This is a genomic window from Sporosarcina sp. P32b, from assembly GCF_002743335.1.
In the GTDB taxonomy this organism is placed as follows: Bacteria; Bacillota; Bacilli; order Bacillales_A; family Planococcaceae; genus Sporosarcina.
Window position 1 is genome coordinate 51,500 of sequence record NZ_PDZB01000015.1, and the last position, 15,280, is coordinate 66,779.

General features: G+C 41.3%; 17 protein-coding genes. 9 read left to right on the plus strand and 8 right to left on the minus strand.

The window, feature by feature from the left end:
- Positions 1 to 58: 58 nt before the first annotated feature.
- Both CSV64_RS11180 and CSV64_RS11185 read left to right on the plus strand, forming a co-directional pair.
- Complete coding sequence (locus tag CSV64_RS11180) at positions 59 to 379, plus strand: thioredoxin family protein (RefSeq protein WP_085426827.1); 321 nt, start codon at positions 59 to 61, stop codon at positions 377 to 379.
- 345 nt (positions 380 to 724) lie between these two features.
- On the plus strand, positions 725 to 1,240 hold the full coding sequence (locus CSV64_RS11185) for a C39 family peptidase (protein ID WP_099634540.1): 516 nt from the start codon (positions 725 to 727) through the stop codon (positions 1,238 to 1,240).
- Here the strand turns inward: CSV64_RS11185 and CSV64_RS11190 are convergent.
- Positions 1,229 to 2,116: a 5'-3' exonuclease gene (locus CSV64_RS11190; protein WP_099634541.1), complete on the minus strand. Its 888-nt coding sequence runs from the start codon at positions 2,114 to 2,116 to the stop codon at positions 1,229 to 1,231. The genes CSV64_RS11185 and CSV64_RS11190 overlap by 12 nt on opposite strands.
- Positions 2,117 to 2,230: 114 nt before the next feature.
- On the opposite strand from CSV64_RS11190, the gene CSV64_RS11195 reads away from it, so the two are divergent.
- Both CSV64_RS11195 and CSV64_RS11200 read left to right on the plus strand, forming a co-directional pair.
- Positions 2,231 to 2,755 carry a hypothetical protein gene (locus CSV64_RS11195; RefSeq protein WP_233190447.1) on the plus strand — a complete coding sequence of 175 codons (525 nt, stop codon included), beginning with the start codon at positions 2,231 to 2,233 and terminating at the stop codon, positions 2,753 to 2,755.
- 40 nt (positions 2,756 to 2,795) lie between these two features.
- Positions 2,796 to 3,269: a hypothetical protein gene (locus CSV64_RS11200; RefSeq protein WP_158233034.1), complete on the plus strand. Its 474-nt coding sequence runs from the start codon at positions 2,796 to 2,798 to the stop codon at positions 3,267 to 3,269.
- Between the two features lie 360 nt (positions 3,270 to 3,629).
- Here CSV64_RS11200 and CSV64_RS11205 read toward each other — a convergent pair whose 3' ends face one another.
- From CSV64_RS11205 to CSV64_RS11220, 4 genes are all read right to left on the minus strand, one after another.
- On the minus strand, positions 3,630 to 4,316 hold the full coding sequence (locus tag CSV64_RS11205; protein WP_099634543.1) for a DNA alkylation repair protein: 687 nt from the start codon (positions 4,314 to 4,316) through the stop codon (positions 3,630 to 3,632).
- A 24-nt stretch (positions 4,317 to 4,340) separates the two neighbouring features.
- On the minus strand, positions 4,341 to 4,754 hold the full coding sequence (locus CSV64_RS17090; protein WP_099634544.1) for a CotY/CotZ family spore coat protein: 414 nt from the start codon (positions 4,752 to 4,754) through the stop codon (positions 4,341 to 4,343).
- Positions 4,755 to 4,859: 105 nt separating this feature from the next.
- On the minus strand, positions 4,860 to 5,879 hold the full coding sequence (locus CSV64_RS11215) for a YheC/YheD family endospore coat-associated protein (protein ID WP_099634545.1): 1,020 nt from the start codon (positions 5,877 to 5,879) through the stop codon (positions 4,860 to 4,862).
- A 6-nt stretch (positions 5,880 to 5,885) separates the two neighbouring features.
- Complete coding sequence (locus CSV64_RS11220; protein ID WP_099634546.1) at positions 5,886 to 7,109, minus strand: ATP-grasp domain-containing protein; 1,224 nt, start codon at positions 7,107 to 7,109, stop codon at positions 5,886 to 5,888.
- 313 nt (positions 7,110 to 7,422) lie between these two features.
- Here CSV64_RS11220 and CSV64_RS11225 point away from each other — a divergent pair, with 313 nt between their 5' ends.
- The 3 genes from CSV64_RS11225 (at position 7,423) to CSV64_RS11235 (ending at position 11,113) form a co-directional block, all read left to right on the plus strand.
- A complete protein-coding gene (locus tag CSV64_RS11225; RefSeq protein ID WP_099634547.1) occupies positions 7,423 to 8,823 on the plus strand; it encodes an FAD-binding oxidoreductase in 1,401 nt (466 codons plus the stop codon).
- Positions 8,820 to 9,794: a bile acid:sodium symporter family protein gene (locus CSV64_RS11230; RefSeq protein ID WP_099634548.1), complete on the plus strand. Its 975-nt coding sequence runs from the start codon at positions 8,820 to 8,822 to the stop codon at positions 9,792 to 9,794. The genes CSV64_RS11225 and CSV64_RS11230 overlap by 4 nt, the downstream gene beginning before the upstream one ends.
- Positions 9,795 to 9,976: 182 nt before the next feature.
- Positions 9,977 to 11,113 carry a CapA family protein gene (locus CSV64_RS11235; protein WP_099634549.1) on the plus strand — a complete coding sequence of 379 codons (1,137 nt, stop codon included), beginning with the start codon at positions 9,977 to 9,979 and terminating at the stop codon, positions 11,111 to 11,113.
- A 72-nt stretch (positions 11,114 to 11,185) separates the two neighbouring features.
- Here the strand turns inward: CSV64_RS11235 and CSV64_RS11240 are convergent, their stop codons facing one another.
- Positions 11,186 to 11,758, minus strand: a complete 573-nt coding sequence (locus CSV64_RS11240; protein ID WP_099634550.1) for an SCO family protein — start codon at positions 11,756 to 11,758, stop codon at positions 11,186 to 11,188.
- A 359-nt stretch (positions 11,759 to 12,117) separates the two neighbouring features.
- Between CSV64_RS11240 and CSV64_RS11245 the strand changes: the two genes are divergently transcribed.
- Positions 12,118 to 12,921 (plus strand): gluconate 2-dehydrogenase subunit 3 family protein, encoded by an 804-nt coding sequence (locus tag CSV64_RS11245; RefSeq protein WP_099634551.1) that lies wholly within the window; start codon positions 12,118 to 12,120, stop codon positions 12,919 to 12,921.
- A 26-nt stretch (positions 12,922 to 12,947) separates the two neighbouring features.
- On the plus strand, positions 12,948 to 13,379 hold the full coding sequence (locus CSV64_RS11250) for a GMC oxidoreductase (RefSeq protein WP_099634552.1): 432 nt from the start codon (positions 12,948 to 12,950) through the stop codon (positions 13,377 to 13,379).
- A gap of 89 nt (positions 13,380 to 13,468) precedes the next feature.
- Here CSV64_RS11250 and CSV64_RS11255 read toward each other — a convergent pair whose 3' ends face one another.
- Positions 13,469 to 13,948: an OsmC family protein gene (locus CSV64_RS11255; protein ID WP_099634553.1), complete on the minus strand. Its 480-nt coding sequence runs from the start codon at positions 13,946 to 13,948 to the stop codon at positions 13,469 to 13,471.
- Positions 13,949 to 14,516: 568 nt separating this feature from the next.
- Complete coding sequence (locus tag CSV64_RS11260; protein ID WP_099634554.1) at positions 14,517 to 14,909, minus strand: hypothetical protein; 393 nt, start codon at positions 14,907 to 14,909, stop codon at positions 14,517 to 14,519.
- Between the last annotated feature and the right edge of the window lie 371 nt (positions 14,910 to 15,280).

A 15,280-nucleotide genomic window follows, 5' to 3' on the forward strand; every position in this document is an offset into this window, starting at 1 on the left:
TTTAATACCAAACATTCTTTATTCATTGTACACTATTTACTGAATGGAGGCGATACAAGTGAAAGAAATTAAAACGGCAAGTGAGTTTGAAGAAATCATTGCAAGCGACAAACCAGTCCTTGTGAAATTCGAAGCAGGCTGGTGCCCAGACTGTAAGCGTATGGATATGTTCATCGATCCTATCGTTGAAAAATACGATACATACACATGGTATGATGCGGATCGCGACGTTATTCCTGAAATTGCTGAGAAGTATGAAGTCATGGGTATTCCAAGCTTGCTAGTCTTCAAAAATGGTGAGAAGCATGCACACTTGCATAGTGCGTTTGCAAAGTCACCTGAACAAGTCATGGCGTTTTTGGATGAAGTAAAAATCTAAAGATGATATGTAAAAATGCTGAGAGCCTATAGGTTCTCAGCATTTGTTTTATTGAGCGGTTATTGGGGTGGATCGAGCGGTTAAGTAGCTTGTATAAGCAGTAGACTGGCTTGATAACTCACTTAACAAGATACAATGAGCGCATAGAGAGGTTCATTGAGCGCTTAAGCAGCAAGTATGAGCGGTTCCCCCACTACATAGAGCGTATGATTGGCTGGATAGAGCACTTAACAAGATACATTGAGCGCATAGCCGGGGTCATTGAGCGTTTGAGCAACAAATATGAGCGCCACACGCCGCCACATCCACAAAACAACAACATTTCCCCTATAGGAGGAGTTCTATATGTCCAAATACATAGAAGTGAAAGGCAAATCGCAATATGACCTCGACATTGAACCACGCTACCGTCCGTCGGCTTGCGGACCTGTTACAGCGTATGTGTTGTTGCGTCATTTCTTCCCTGCTGAACAAACTCCTTCTATTAATGAGCTGTATAAAACATTGGGTAGTACGAAGATCGGTTTGCCTACTTGGCGCTTTGTTCGTAGGCTGAACCAACTGCTCGGCCCACTATGGAATGTGGAAACTTGTACTGCACAGCAGGCTATCGAGCAGATCGATGAAGACCGTCCTGTTGCTGTGAAATTTGATAAATGGTTCAAGTTCAAATGGCGTAGTCGTTTTTCATTTGATTATCACTGGGTCGTGATGGTTGGGTATGAATATGTAGACAATCATCTGCATGTACTCGTTCATGATCACGGTGGCAGAAATAGCGCGAGCCGTGTACGCTCCATCCCCTATGAGCCAAATAAAAAGATTTTGACGTTTGTTAAGTTCGAACCATTAGAACGGTGAAACAGCTAGTCCTTGTTTAGCGATCATGGAATAGCCGAGTTCTTCCATTACTTGGGCCATTTCTGCAGTGAATTCAGGAATGATTAATTCTTCTAAAGGATCATCCAGTTTGATTTCACAATGAATGGTTGCCAGATCCTTTGAAATCATCAACATCTCTTCTTCCGCATTTAGCTTCTTCTGTACGCCTGCCGTTAGTTTTTCTCTCGCTTCAAGCACGCCATCGACCGAACCATACTCCTGTATGAGTTTTAATGCGGTCTTCGGTCCAATCCCCTTCACTCCCGGATATCCGTCGCTTGAATCTCCAGTAAATGCTTTCATATCAATGAATTGCTTCGGCGTAATTCCATACTCTTCTATAAAACGAGCTTCCGTGTATTCATCATACTGCGTGAAGCCTTTTTTCGTTAGCGCAATTGACACATCCGGCTTCAATAGCTGAAGTAAATCTTTATCCCCCGACACCACTGTTAATTTTGCTTTGTCTTTCCACGTTTCCACTAGCGAACCAATTAGATCATCCGCTTCCATGTTCTTAATTCCATAACTCTTCCACCCTAGTGTTTCCGATACTTCACGTGCCATATCGAACTGCGGAATTAATTCCGGTGCAGGTGCTGGGCGATGCGCTTTATAGTCTGCGAATAATTCATTACGGAATGTTTTCGAACCCATATCCCAGCACACCGCTAAATGTGTCGGCTGGAAAATCGAGATAGCACTCATCGTATGTCGCGCGAACCCTTGGACGCCATTCGTCGGTACATCCAATGCGTTGCGGAAAAACTGCCCGCTATGTGCAGTCGCAAAAAATGAACGGAACAACAACGCCATTCCGTCCACTACTAAAATATGAGGTTTATTTTCATTCATTATATTCCACTTCCTTTTTCTCTAGTTTAGCACAGCTGTCGCACGAAGAGACAGTAAGGTCAAAAATCCAACAGACTGCATATGATAAAACGAATACAAAAGGAGGCGTACTAGTTGAATCCACAAGATGAGTTTATGGGGTACCCGCAATACTCAGATCAATATTGGCAAGGTGCTGGTCCACAAGGCTTCTCCACAGCACAATCGTTTTCTCCTTGGTTTCCAGGTATGCAAGGATCTCAAGGATTCCCAGGTATGCAATGGTTTCCGAGTTTGCCGGGCTTCCCTTCATCACCCGGCTTTCCACAGCAACCTAATTTCCCTGGACAGCAACCAGGTCGGCCAGGGAATCCAGGGTCACCAAACCAAGGTGGTCAGGCGGCTGCACCTACTTCCCCGCCACCAAATCAAATTCCAAGCTATCCAGAATTTCAGACGTTTGCGGTAGATCCAGGTGCTATCGCAGGTTGTTTGTATCGCTTTACGTATGTATGGACTTCACGACGAAATGGATTTTGGTTTTACCCGACATTTGTCGGTCGTCAATCCGTCGCAGGGTTTCAGTGGAATCCACGCAGATTCCGCTGGGAGTATATAGGCATTGATTTACAACGTATTGATCAGTTTCGCTGTGTCTGAAATCAGTCAAAATGAAGGAGTGATAGTTTGAATCAGCAGGATGAAGGCATGTGGTATCCGCAGCTGCCTGACGGTTATCCAGGTCAGCAGTATGATGCCCACCATCAACAGAGTCACCCGCAACACGGCCAACAACAGCAAGGGTGGCCAGGTGGAAACTCCCCTGGATATCCACCACCCAATCAACAAAATCCGCAATGGCCACCTGGTTATCCCGGTCACCAACAAGGATATCCACCGCAACATCAACCCGGTTATCCAAGTCAACCAAGTTATCCCGGTTACCCTCAACAACCGAATTATCCAGGGCATTCGGGTTATCCCGGACAGCCTGGCCATCAAGGGTATCCCGGACATCATCAACAGCATGGAAACCACGATCATCACCAAGGACACCAACACCATGGACAGCCAGGAAGTCAACCGCAGCAAAGTGCGCCAACTTCCGCTCCTCCAAACCAAATACCGAGCTATCCGGACGCTCATCTACGCGCTGTTGATCCCGGCGGTATAGCAGGTTGCTTGTATCGTTACACGTATGTATGGACTTCGCGAAACAAAGGGTTCTGGTACTACCCGACATTCGTTGGCAGAACTTCTATAGCTGGCTATCGATGGGATCCACGTCATTATCGCTGGGAATATTATGGATTAGACTTGCAGAAAATTGATTCGTTCAGATGTATGTGAAATAAAATACTAATAAACGTAATCGAGCTAAGAGAAACCTGACCATTTGTCAGGTTTCTCTTATTTTTAATACATCTCTATTTATACAATAGTACATTGAACATACAGCCAAAGTGGGCTAGATCACTCTATTGTAAAATGCATACACATAACAAAAAAACCTAGTCATAAGACTAGGTTTTTGTTAACGCCTTTTCATACTCCGAATCAATTTCTTCATATCTTGCTCCACACGCGTCGACTCTGTGATTTTCTGTAACGCTTTATTATACGTAAACAAATCCAATGAATTCTCTCCTGCCAAATAATTCATCGTTTTGTCAGGCAACTTCACGAAGCAAATGGACAAAGCCCAGGCAACCGCCATTTTGACGTAATACCCTTCATGTTGCACACGATCTAACAAACCGATGACTCTATCAACATAGTCGGGCTCACTATAATAAATGAGCAACATGACAATTCCGAAGCGCAGTTCATACTCTTTCTCAGAAACTAGATAGGATTGGAGGAAAGACCAAACACGTTCTTTATTTTTCTTGGTCATTTTCAACCCCGAACAGAAGCTATCGCAAACTGACCAGTTATCTATTTTCGGCACAAATTCCGCTACGTACGTCAACAGCTCTTCCAAGTCCGCTTTTACATACCCAATAACCAGGCCCTGTAACATCACTTCTTCAAAGTACTCATCATTTGCTGTTTGTAAATACGCCCGCCAGTCACCTTTTGCGATCTCCTTTGCGAGTTGACGGAGCTCTGGCATACGTACCCCGAGTATATTATCGACATTCGGAATAAGTGCCGATGAGAACTTCTGATAGCCAGGATCTATTCGTTCAACTAATTGTTTTCTAATAGTATTGTGCATATTTTATCACCTATAGGTTTTCATTTATTTTTTCGGTTCAATGATAGGTAGTTTTCTATCAACTAGCTTAGGGGAAAATGGTGTGATTGTACAAAAACAATTGATATTAACTATGATACAGCTTTTTGTCTTCTTAAGGGAGTATAGTTCTTCGCAAGAGTCTACTGAATTCCCATCCATATCAACTGGCTCTAGTAAGGTTAATGTTGCACAGCATGTATCTATATCGAGTTTTTCCAATCTGAAGTACGGCGTCTTTATACATTTATAATGGGCGCTGAACGGTTTTTGTAACTCGCAGTCGTGAAGCGTAAAGGGGATCGTATCGTAGAGGGGAAACGAACAGACAAATTGAAATCCATGACCGAATTTAGTCATCAACGCTTGTTCTTCCAATAACTTCATCATCTCCACACACATCACACTTGGGTTATTCATTTTTTTAACCTTCCTTTCATATATACGTATCTTCTATATATATGATGGGGTTGAGAGATAGGTTAGGTGCGGTCAAGCATTCATTGATAGTTATTGGAAAAAACATTAGTTCGTTTTATTCTGATTGGCAATATACACTGCATAAGGAATATGATTCTTTGCTATATCAAATACAAACTCCTCATTTCCTGGTCTCCAATTCACTTCGAATATCCAGAGCTTATTATTTTCATCGACACCAATATCAATACCGAGTTCATCAAATTTCACGTCGAAAGTACTTTCGAATTCATTAGTGAAACGTTCAGCAAACTTCTCTAAAGTCTGTCTCATATTCTTCCGTTCATCACCAAATTCTCTTTCTAAAAACGATCGAAACATTCCCATACTGCCACCACGCGAAAGATTACTAGTCACTCGATCCATCGTTCCTATCCGCGGGAAAATAATCGAAACTACCCATTTCCCCTCCCCGTCTTTCTGCACATGCAGTCTAAAATCATATGGATTTCCGTCTTTTGTACGGCAAGATATATACGGCTGGACCAAATAGTCTTGCCCATTGATTAAATCTTGAAGATCGGAAATAAGTTGTTTTCGATTTGTGGTTGTCTTCTCTGTATCGACGATCTTATGGAACTGCTCGCCATCTTGCTCAATGAACCAAATCCCCTTACCCTGACTTCCGGATACTGGTTTAATAATTACTTTTGTATATTTTGTCATAGCCTGTAACACATCTTCAGGTTGATCGACCCGTATCGATGGAATCAAATAATCCTCAAATTCTGGTATTTTACTGATCCTTTTATAAACACTCATTTTATTTCCAACCGAGTGTGAAGTGAAAGGTATCATCTTACTTAATCTATTGTAGACGTCGATTTCCTCGTCAGTTTTCATCCCATATGCATTATAGATGACGTCCGGAAATAACAAGTCTTTTTGAATCCACTCGCCACGTTCATATACATAGCCTGAAATAGTGTTCGTCGTAAAATCAACATCATGTGGTGAAAAATAGTAAAAATTCACTCCTTCCATTTTAGCAACTGCCGCCCAGGCAAAAGCTTTCTTTACTTTGCTCGGGTGTTTCTTTGAATGCAACATCCCCACTGTTATCATCTGCGCTCACTCCTCATTCGTTTCTATATAGAACTTGATATTCTTCGCTGCATGCAAGGCGTTTCGTTTCGCACTTGATGCTGTATCACCGGTAGCGATGACATAACCATATCGATTCCCCATTGAATTGGGTGGTGTCATGAATGCACCTTTACGTGGCTTCACGTAGACTTCACGCACACCTTCATACTTCATTGCATTGTTTTTTCCCGTCACTTTCAATAATGTACCGTAAGCATTCACGGTAATATAATGCGTATAAATATGATTTTCGTGCCTTTTCTTTAAATTCATTTCTTCACCGATAAATAGCTTCAATGTCTCTTCCATCAAATTGATTCCATATGCCTCTTCTATCATACGATTCATGGCACCGCCTGAAATTCTTGGGTTCAATTCAATCAACTTCCAGGTATCCCTGACATATCGTAGTTCTAGGTGGCAGGCTACATTTTTCGCTCCGAGATCTTTGCAAATGGATTCCACTGTTTTGAAAAGCTTGTCATATAAGCTTTTCTCTAGTGTTAGTTGAAAATCATAACCGGTAATGATGAACTTCAAGTCTTTTTGGATATCTTGTTTAATCACCGCAACTAAATGTAGCTCCCCATTAACCACCACAAGTTCAACCAAATACTGTGGTCCATCCAAATACTCTTCAACAACAACCTGCTGGGTAGGATGGGCTTTCAACATACCCTTCATGACACGCATCATTTCGTTTCGATCTTCTACGAGATACACATCTCTTGACGCCTTTGAAAGCGGCGACTTGATAATGAGAGGAAATATCTCTTGTTTGCTGATGAACTGCTTCAAATTTTCCGATGTCTCATAAATCATAAACTTAGGTGTCGCTTCGTTTTTAGCTAATGCTGTTCTAGTTAACACTTTATCCTCCATTTTCAGATAGGCATCAGCGGATATTTTCGAATGACAAAATTCATTCGCTAGATGGGCGGTCATCGATACAAAGGGGTCTACGAAACTGAAGATACCTTTCAGCTTCATTCCCGACTTCTGTAATTCATGAATCTGTTGTCGAATCATCCCTTCCGTTATGCTATCAACATGAATCATTTGCGTAACTTCAGGGAATTCCTCTCTTTGATCGAGATACTTCATATTCTCGGTTACCAACACCGTGGCATAGCCTATCCTTTCTGCAGCCTTTATGGCCTCTCTGCTCGAACCACTCTTCGTGGTTTCCACAAACAAAATAGTATCCATTTCACACTCTCCTTAGCCAAAGCCTGTTAATCATTTGTATGTGTTAATAAAAATACAAACAAAACAGTCACTTATTTTAGCGTTCTTTTATTCATATGAAAGCTTACAGCTAGTCAGATAGGCCTTCGAACATGCATGGTTATAGTTTTTATGCCCGTGAAACATTGAATAAAAAAAGAAAAATAAGTAAACTATCATTGAATTGTTCAGATTAGTAAGTATAATAGTATAATGTCCGTTAGAATAATTACAAAATTCTAACCAGTGGAAATACTTCCAGCGAAACGAATTCATCATTAAGGGGAGATCAACTATGACAGCGACTACTGAAAAAATCGTCCAGTCCTTACAAGAAGTTTTAACCGAAGAACAAGTAACTATTAATGAAACCGTGCGAGAACTACACGGCAAGGATGAGTCCTACCATACAATGAAATTACCAGATATCGTCGTCTTCCCTTCTTGCACGGAAGATGTAAGCAAGATCATGCGCGTATCGAATGAACTAAGCGTGGCGGTCATTCCATTCGGACTCGGCTCGAGCTTAGAAGGTAGTGTCATTCCGGATAATGGTGGAATCACCATCGACTTTTCAAACATGAACGCTATTCTAAACGTACGTGCAGAAGATTTCCTGGTAACTGTACAACCAGGTGTCACGCGTACTCAATTAAATAAAGAATTGAAGAAACATGGATTGTTCTTCTCTGTTGACCCAGGCGCAGACGCGACACTTGGCGGCATGGCAGCTACAAATGCTAGCGGTACAACTTCCGTCAAGTACGGCGTGATGCGCGACCAGGTACGTGACCTTGAAGTAGTCACGGCTGACGGAACAGTCATACATACAGGAAATAAAGCGGCAAAATCTGCCTCTGGTCTTCATTTGAACGGATTATTCGTCGGTTCAGAAGGCACACTCGGTTGCTTCACCGAGCTAACGTTACGCGTCTATGGTATTCCTGAATTTATAACAGCAGCCCGTGCATCTTTCCCTTCCGTCAAGGATGCGGTAGAAGCCGTTGTTTCCATCTTGCAAGCAGGCGTTCCCATCGCGCGTGTAGAATTAGTCGATGAACCCTCGATGCGTCAAGTAAATATTTTCAGCGAAACGAATTATCAAGAACAACCGACACTATTCCTTGAGTTCCACGGCAACGAAGCTGGACTTCAACAAGACGTCGAGTTCACGAAAGAAATCGTGGCGGATCACCACTGCGAACACATTGAATTTGAAACAGACCATGCGGAAAGAAATCGATTGTGGGAAGCACGTCATAACCTGGCATACGCTTATATCCACGGGAATCCTGGAAAAAAGTTAATGGTCACAGACGTCTGCCTACCCATTTCAGAACTAGCTGGGGCGGTAAATTATGCACGCGAAATAGTTGAATCACTTGAAATGCCTGGAGGAATTATCGGCCATGTAGGCGATGGAAACTTCCACGTCTTGCTGATGATGGATATGAATGATCCGGCAGAACTAGACAAAGCCGACGAATTAAACGAAAAGATTGTTCGTTACGCACTTGAACGTGGTGGAACTTGCACAGGAGAGCATGGCGTCGGAATAGGCAAACAGAAATATCAGCAACAAGAACATGGTCCTGCATTGCTTGTCATGCAGAAGATTAAACGGGCTCTTGATCCGAATCACCTACTGAATCCGAACAAAATATTTCACCTAGACTCTGAGGTGACGAAACGATGAAAGCACTCGAAGCAATCGGTTCTATCGCAGGAAAGTACTTTGCCTTTTGGGTAATCATCGTCGCTGTGATGGCATTCATGTTCCCGACTCCGTTCCTCGGACTCGGTGCATACATCACGATTTTACTCGGCGTGGTCATGTTTGGAATGGGCTTGACGTTACGTGCAGTGGACTTCAAAATCATTCTGACAAACCCGTTACCCGTAATCATTGGAGTAGCCGCACAATTTGTTGTGATGCCATTGGTTGGTTTCGGTTTAGCCTATTTATTGAAGCTGCCCCCTGAACTAGCAGCCGGTCTTGTATTACTTGGATCTGTTCCAGGCGGTACCGCTTCAAACGTTATGGTCTATCTGGCAAAAGGGAACCTTGCATTATCTGTGGCCATGACGTCCCTTTCCACATTATTGGCACCACTTGTCACACCACTATTATTATTATTGTTAGCAGGTCAATGGCTTCCGGTAGATGCGTTGTCGATGTTTAAGTCGATCGTACAAGTGATTATTATTCCAATCGTTCTAGGGCTACTCATCCAACGATTCTTCCCCGGGGCGGTGGCGAAAAGCGTATCCGTCGTACCGATCATTTCGGTTGTCGCGATTCTCATCATTGTGGCTGCGGTTACTTCCGCAAATGCTGGTAACGTCGCAAGCTCAGGTTTAATCGTATTTATCGCTGTGTTCTTGCATAACGGTATCGGATTACTTCTCGGGTACTTGATTGCACTTGGACTCGGATTGAACGAAAACGACAGACGGGCCATTTCACTCGAAGTTGGTATGCAAAACTCGGGTCTTGGTGTAGCGCTTGCTACTGCTCACTTCGGTCCACTTGCTGCACTTCCAAGCGTATGGGGCGCGATCTGGCATAATATTTCTGGCCCTATTCTTGCGACGATCTGGTCGAAGAAGCCGACTAAAAATGTCGAAGAACAAAAAGCCTTGATCCAAACAAAAGTAAATGTATGATAATAATGAAAACGTCAGACTTCGATATTTTTGTCGAAGTTTGGCGTTTTCTATATAAAAAAGATGAAGAAAATATTTTATTACTATATTTTACATATTTAATTGTTTACCATTCTACTAGTGTGCTATCGTTAGTTTTAGAGACTTACTAGAATAGTACTTGTAGATATGGAGAGATTTTTGTGAAGAGGAAATGGCTTGTTACATCTTTAATCTTTGTTTGGATTATTGGTGGCGTAATTTTATGGAACGATTGGAACGACAGAGAGCACGCATTATCTGCTAAAGCAGAAAGAAAAGACCCATCAATTGCTACAAAGGATTCATCTGAAAAATTGACTGAAGTAGAACCAGATCAAAAATTGGAAGAAACAATTATCCATACGGCTACAATCGGTATGGTTGGCGATGTATTATTACATAATCCTATTTACACGTATCCTAACTTTGATTTTGCATTCGAAGCAGTAAAGGAGAAAATGGAAAGTATTGATTTTCTCATGGCAAACCAAGAATCTATGCCTGGCGGTGTGGAACTTGGATTATCTACTTATCCAAAGTTCAACAGTCCAAAACATATCCTACCCGCTTTACAAAATGTTGGCGTAGACATGGTTACATTCGCCAATAATCATACATTTGATAAAGGGGAAAATGGTGTTCGCAAAGCAATTGAACATGCGCAAGAATACGGCATGCAGTATGTAGGCGCTTATGAATCTTTTAAAGACCGCAAAACACAACGGATTGTTGAAGTTAACGGTATCAAAATTGGAGTACTTGCCTATACGTACGGCACAAATGTAGAGCTCGATTTACATGACAAAGAGTACTTGGTTAACTATATCGATCGTGAACGGATGGAAAATGAAATCCAACAAATGAAACCTATGGTAGATGTGACGATCGTCTCTTTGCACTGGGGTCCTGAGTATCACTTGGAGACTTCCGAAGATCAAGCAGAACTGGCGCAATTCGTTTCGGATGCAGGCGCCGATGTACTGTTCGGCCATCACCCACACGTCTTACAACGCTATGGCGAAGTGGGCAATACCAAAGTATTCTTCTCACTTGGTAATTTCTATTCTGCCCAACCGTTCGACTATACGAACTTCGGTGGAATTGCAAGACTTTCTGTAACGAAAGAACAAACAGGTGATCAAAAGACTGTAACAATCGAAGATCCACGCTTCTTACCAACTGGCGTCATTAAAGATCAAGAGAAGCGATTTAAAGTCGTCCCTCTTCATAAAGCCAATTCAACCATTCATTACAATGAAGAATGGGTGGAAAACCATGTCGGTGTACCGAAATGGTAAACAAATAAAATAAAAACGCCTGTCTAATCAATCGATTAGACAGGCGTTTATGTTTTATTGAATAGTATCTCATTATTTACCTAATACTGTCTTGACATCCTCTATCAACAATTTATTTTCAGTCTCTGTTAAACCATCGTATCTTTTGACAATTACACCTTCTGGATTAACTAAATAAAAATAATAGCTATGCGCACGTTGATCTAAAGCGCCACTTTCTAATATAGAAAGGAATGTGTTTCTCGATATTTCTTGAATCGTTTTAAAATCATAGCCTGTCAAAAAACTCATCGTACTGAGATCCGCTCCAAAATCTGCAGCGTAGTTCTTTAATACATCTGGTGTATCATTTTCAGGATCTATACCGAAAGAGACAATACGGGGTGTCAAGCCGTCTTCTTTTAATCTTTCTTGAACACCGACCATATTTGCGGTCGTTCTTGGGCATACTGTGATGCAGTTCGTATAAGAGAAATAAGCAATCCACCACTCGCCCTTTAAATCTTTCAAGCCAAGTGGTTCGTTATCCTGTGTAGTAAATTCAAAGTCTGGGACAGTTTCAGACATATTCGTTTCGATTTTCTTATTGCAGCCGCTTAACATAAGTATCATTGTAAATAAAATAACAGCTATTTTTACTTTCATTAAGATCCTCCCTTTTTTAGTATGTCGCAATAAATAAAGTGGTTTGTCCATACATAACTTCTGTTTATTATTGCTCATTTTCCATTAATTTATCTGATGCTTTAAATGATTGTATCATTTTTAGTGCAACTTATCGTACTTGATCTATTTTATTGATTCAAATATATAACGACACTTATCACAGTCTACTACTTTCCCACTTACTATATCAAAAAAACTCAATATAAATATGACAATTGAATATATTATTGTCTAAATATGATAAATGCGGGTAAGATAAATAGTACACTTTATGCAATACTCCCAATATTCAGTTCGTGAAATAATACTTACGTTTTTATCTATAAGGAGGGATTAGGATGGCAGATCAACAACCGCCCAAAGACGTAAATGGAAAACCGCAACACGAGCAAGACATAGGCCGGAGAAACTTCCTGAAAAACACGGGACTCGTAGCTGGCGGACTCGTCGGTGGATCTCTTTTCGGAGGTCTGATTTCAGGTGGTTTGGATAAGAAAAATGACAAGACAGCTGAAAACACTAGCTCTAAAGGTATTGAAGTAACGCAAGCACGTCAATTCTTCACACGTCATCAAGATTTCAAAGTGTTAAATGCAGCAACTGAACAGATTTTTCCTGAAGACGAACTCGGTCCAGGCGCTATTAAATTAGGTGTACCCTATTATATTGACAAACAATTAGCAGGACGTTGGGGTGTCAATGCATACGATTATCGACAAGCTCCATACGCAATCGATTTGAAAGCTGTCGATCAAACCGCTGGACCTGGTGGAGAACAATCCATTTTGGATCGCGGCATGATCTTCCTGCTTGGGTTACGTAAAATGGATGAAGAAAGTCAAAAACGTTTCGAAGTCACTTTTGATAAAGCAACTGAGGAACAACAAATGGAAATCATGACCGACGTCGAGGCAAACAAAGTGCAGATGAGAGGTGTAAAAGCTTCTGAGTTTTTCATTTTGTTAAAACAAGCGACATTAGAAGGTGCTTATTGTGATCCGTTGTATGGTGGCAATATCAATATGGAAGGCTGGAAAATGAAAGAGTTTCCGGGCGCAGTGGCTTCCTACGCAAATTATATTGAATCTGATGAATTTACCAAACTGGATCCCGTCAGTCTAAGAGATTACCAAGGGCATTAAAATAGAAACACTAAGGAGGACATGCAATGGTAAAAAAACTTGAAAAAGTAGATGCGGTCATCGTAGGTTCCGGCTGGGTCGGTGGAATCGCGGCGGCTGAACTAACAAAAGCAGGAGTCGCACGGTGGGAAGAGATCATGAAAGAAATGGGTGCAGACCAAATGAACGTCGATGTAGTAAAAGATGATACTGTATTCGACCATAAATTCTTTACGGATCACTTCTTTGGTGGTGCGATCATGGGAGCTTCTCCTGAAAACTCCGCAGTTAACACCTATTCACAGATGTGGGATATGGAAAACCTATTTGTCGTAGGCGGATCTTCATTCCCGCATACTGGTAACTACAACCCAACCGTTACGATTGGCGCATTCGCTTATCGTGCAGCTGAAGGAATGATCAAATTCTTAAAAGAAGGTGGCAATATCGCAGTTACACCACTTGAAAAGAACGCTTGATTTTAAGTAAATAAATACGCCACCACCTTATCTGAATGAACAAGGTGATGGCGTATTTATTTGTATGAACACATTATAGCTCTATGAAATCACTTAATATGCAATGTAACTTCTTCTTTCAAACTAGAAAGAATGGGTGAACGTTCAACCGCAATAGCTGCGATTTCAGCCAGTTGCCCTTTATTCGTAGTGGACTCGGCAGATAACACGATCATCGGCTTCATAATCCCGCTATTGCCACTTTGAATTCCTAAAAACGGTGCTTTATCGCATACTCCACTGAAAACGATTTCCGCTCTGTCTACAGTCACTCCTTGATTATACGCTTCTAAGTGGAATGTAACCCCGAAACTAGTAGTGGCCGCAGCGATCAATAATTCAATCGGCATCACTTGTTTTTCTCCTGGCTTCGCAATCCCTTCCAAATCAATCTCCTGCAAGTCTTTCGTTTCGAGCGACATCATTTCCCCCACTACATAATGACATGTCCCTTGCCATTCACTAATTGCGAGTGATGGATCTTGCTCTATTAATTTCTTCATTATATTCATAATTTTTGTTGTGCTCATTTTTTAAAGCCTCCAGATCATTCTTATGGTGTCTATTATACATGTATAACATTGATTTGCTAATAAGGTGCGCATTACGCTTTACGGAATCTTTATTTATAGGGTAGCAAATTTCTATTACTAACAAGAAGTATAGAACCTAAACTTATGACATTTTGATCGTTACTACATATCCTATAGTTGAAATGTTTTTGCCCATCAAGCCTGCAGCATATCTCGGTTGGCAAACTAATAAATAATATGTCATCGCTGACTCCCCCTTCGCACACTATATAGAGTCAGAAAGAAAAAAGGATACAGAGTGTGGAAATGTTTTTTCCACACGCCCTAAATCTTTTTTGTAGTTTGTTTAAGTTCTTAGGTTATTGCTAGTAGCAAAACTCTCCCATGGAGTGGAACAAAACGCTCGATTGAAGGGACTAAATTAACCTTCTCGTCGTACCTCCATGAATAGTCACTCGTCATTTTTCGATATTTAATAACTTTATCAAAAAAACAGCAGACAACTTTTACTAAAAGTATATCTGCCATTTAAATTTTTCTTTATTTTTTTATAACTTTTTACATCTTATTTCTCAAACATACTCCCAATCAATTCTTCCATATCTTCCGCAGCATGCATTTCTTTCGACTGAAGGGCATCGAGCTCGCCGTTTTCCATAGTCTCTACGCTGAACTTCTCCGTCTTCTCTTCTACACAGTTGACGAATATAGTATACGCTTCTTTTAGTTCATTGCCTTCCGTTTCAAATGCGTTCGGAACTTCCAATGCATTCATGTCGGCTAAGATCTGCTTGAACTCTTCTACTTTTACTACCCATTGTTCTTTCATCCCTGGAATATCGAGCTCTTGTTTTGAAATGAATTCTTCAGAAATACCTTCGTATTCTTCTGAGGCTATGATCAAGCGTTCATGTAATCCAATGATTTTCTGTAAGTAATCTTTTCTGCTGAGTGCCATAGTATCATCTCCTATTGTGAGTATACACGTTTAGTATTTCATCATGTAACTCTCAATGCAAGCAAGAGCATGCGGACAACATCCCTTACTTATTGTAGATGGACTTCGTTTCTATCTCGTTCCATATAAATCATTATGTATACACACCAGACCGGCTCTATATAGCGAGCGGTTGGTTGACGGCTTATGCAAAACAGGTGCCGGCCTGGTGCTTTTTCTATTTCTTACTTCGTTAATACTTCCCATTGTTCTTGCTTATGTTACAACTAATGAAAACCAGGCTGGCTCTATAAGCGAGCGGTTGGTTGACGGCTAGTGCTGAACAGGTGCCAACCTGGTTTGCGTGATCGTTCGGGCATCACCTCCTTTAC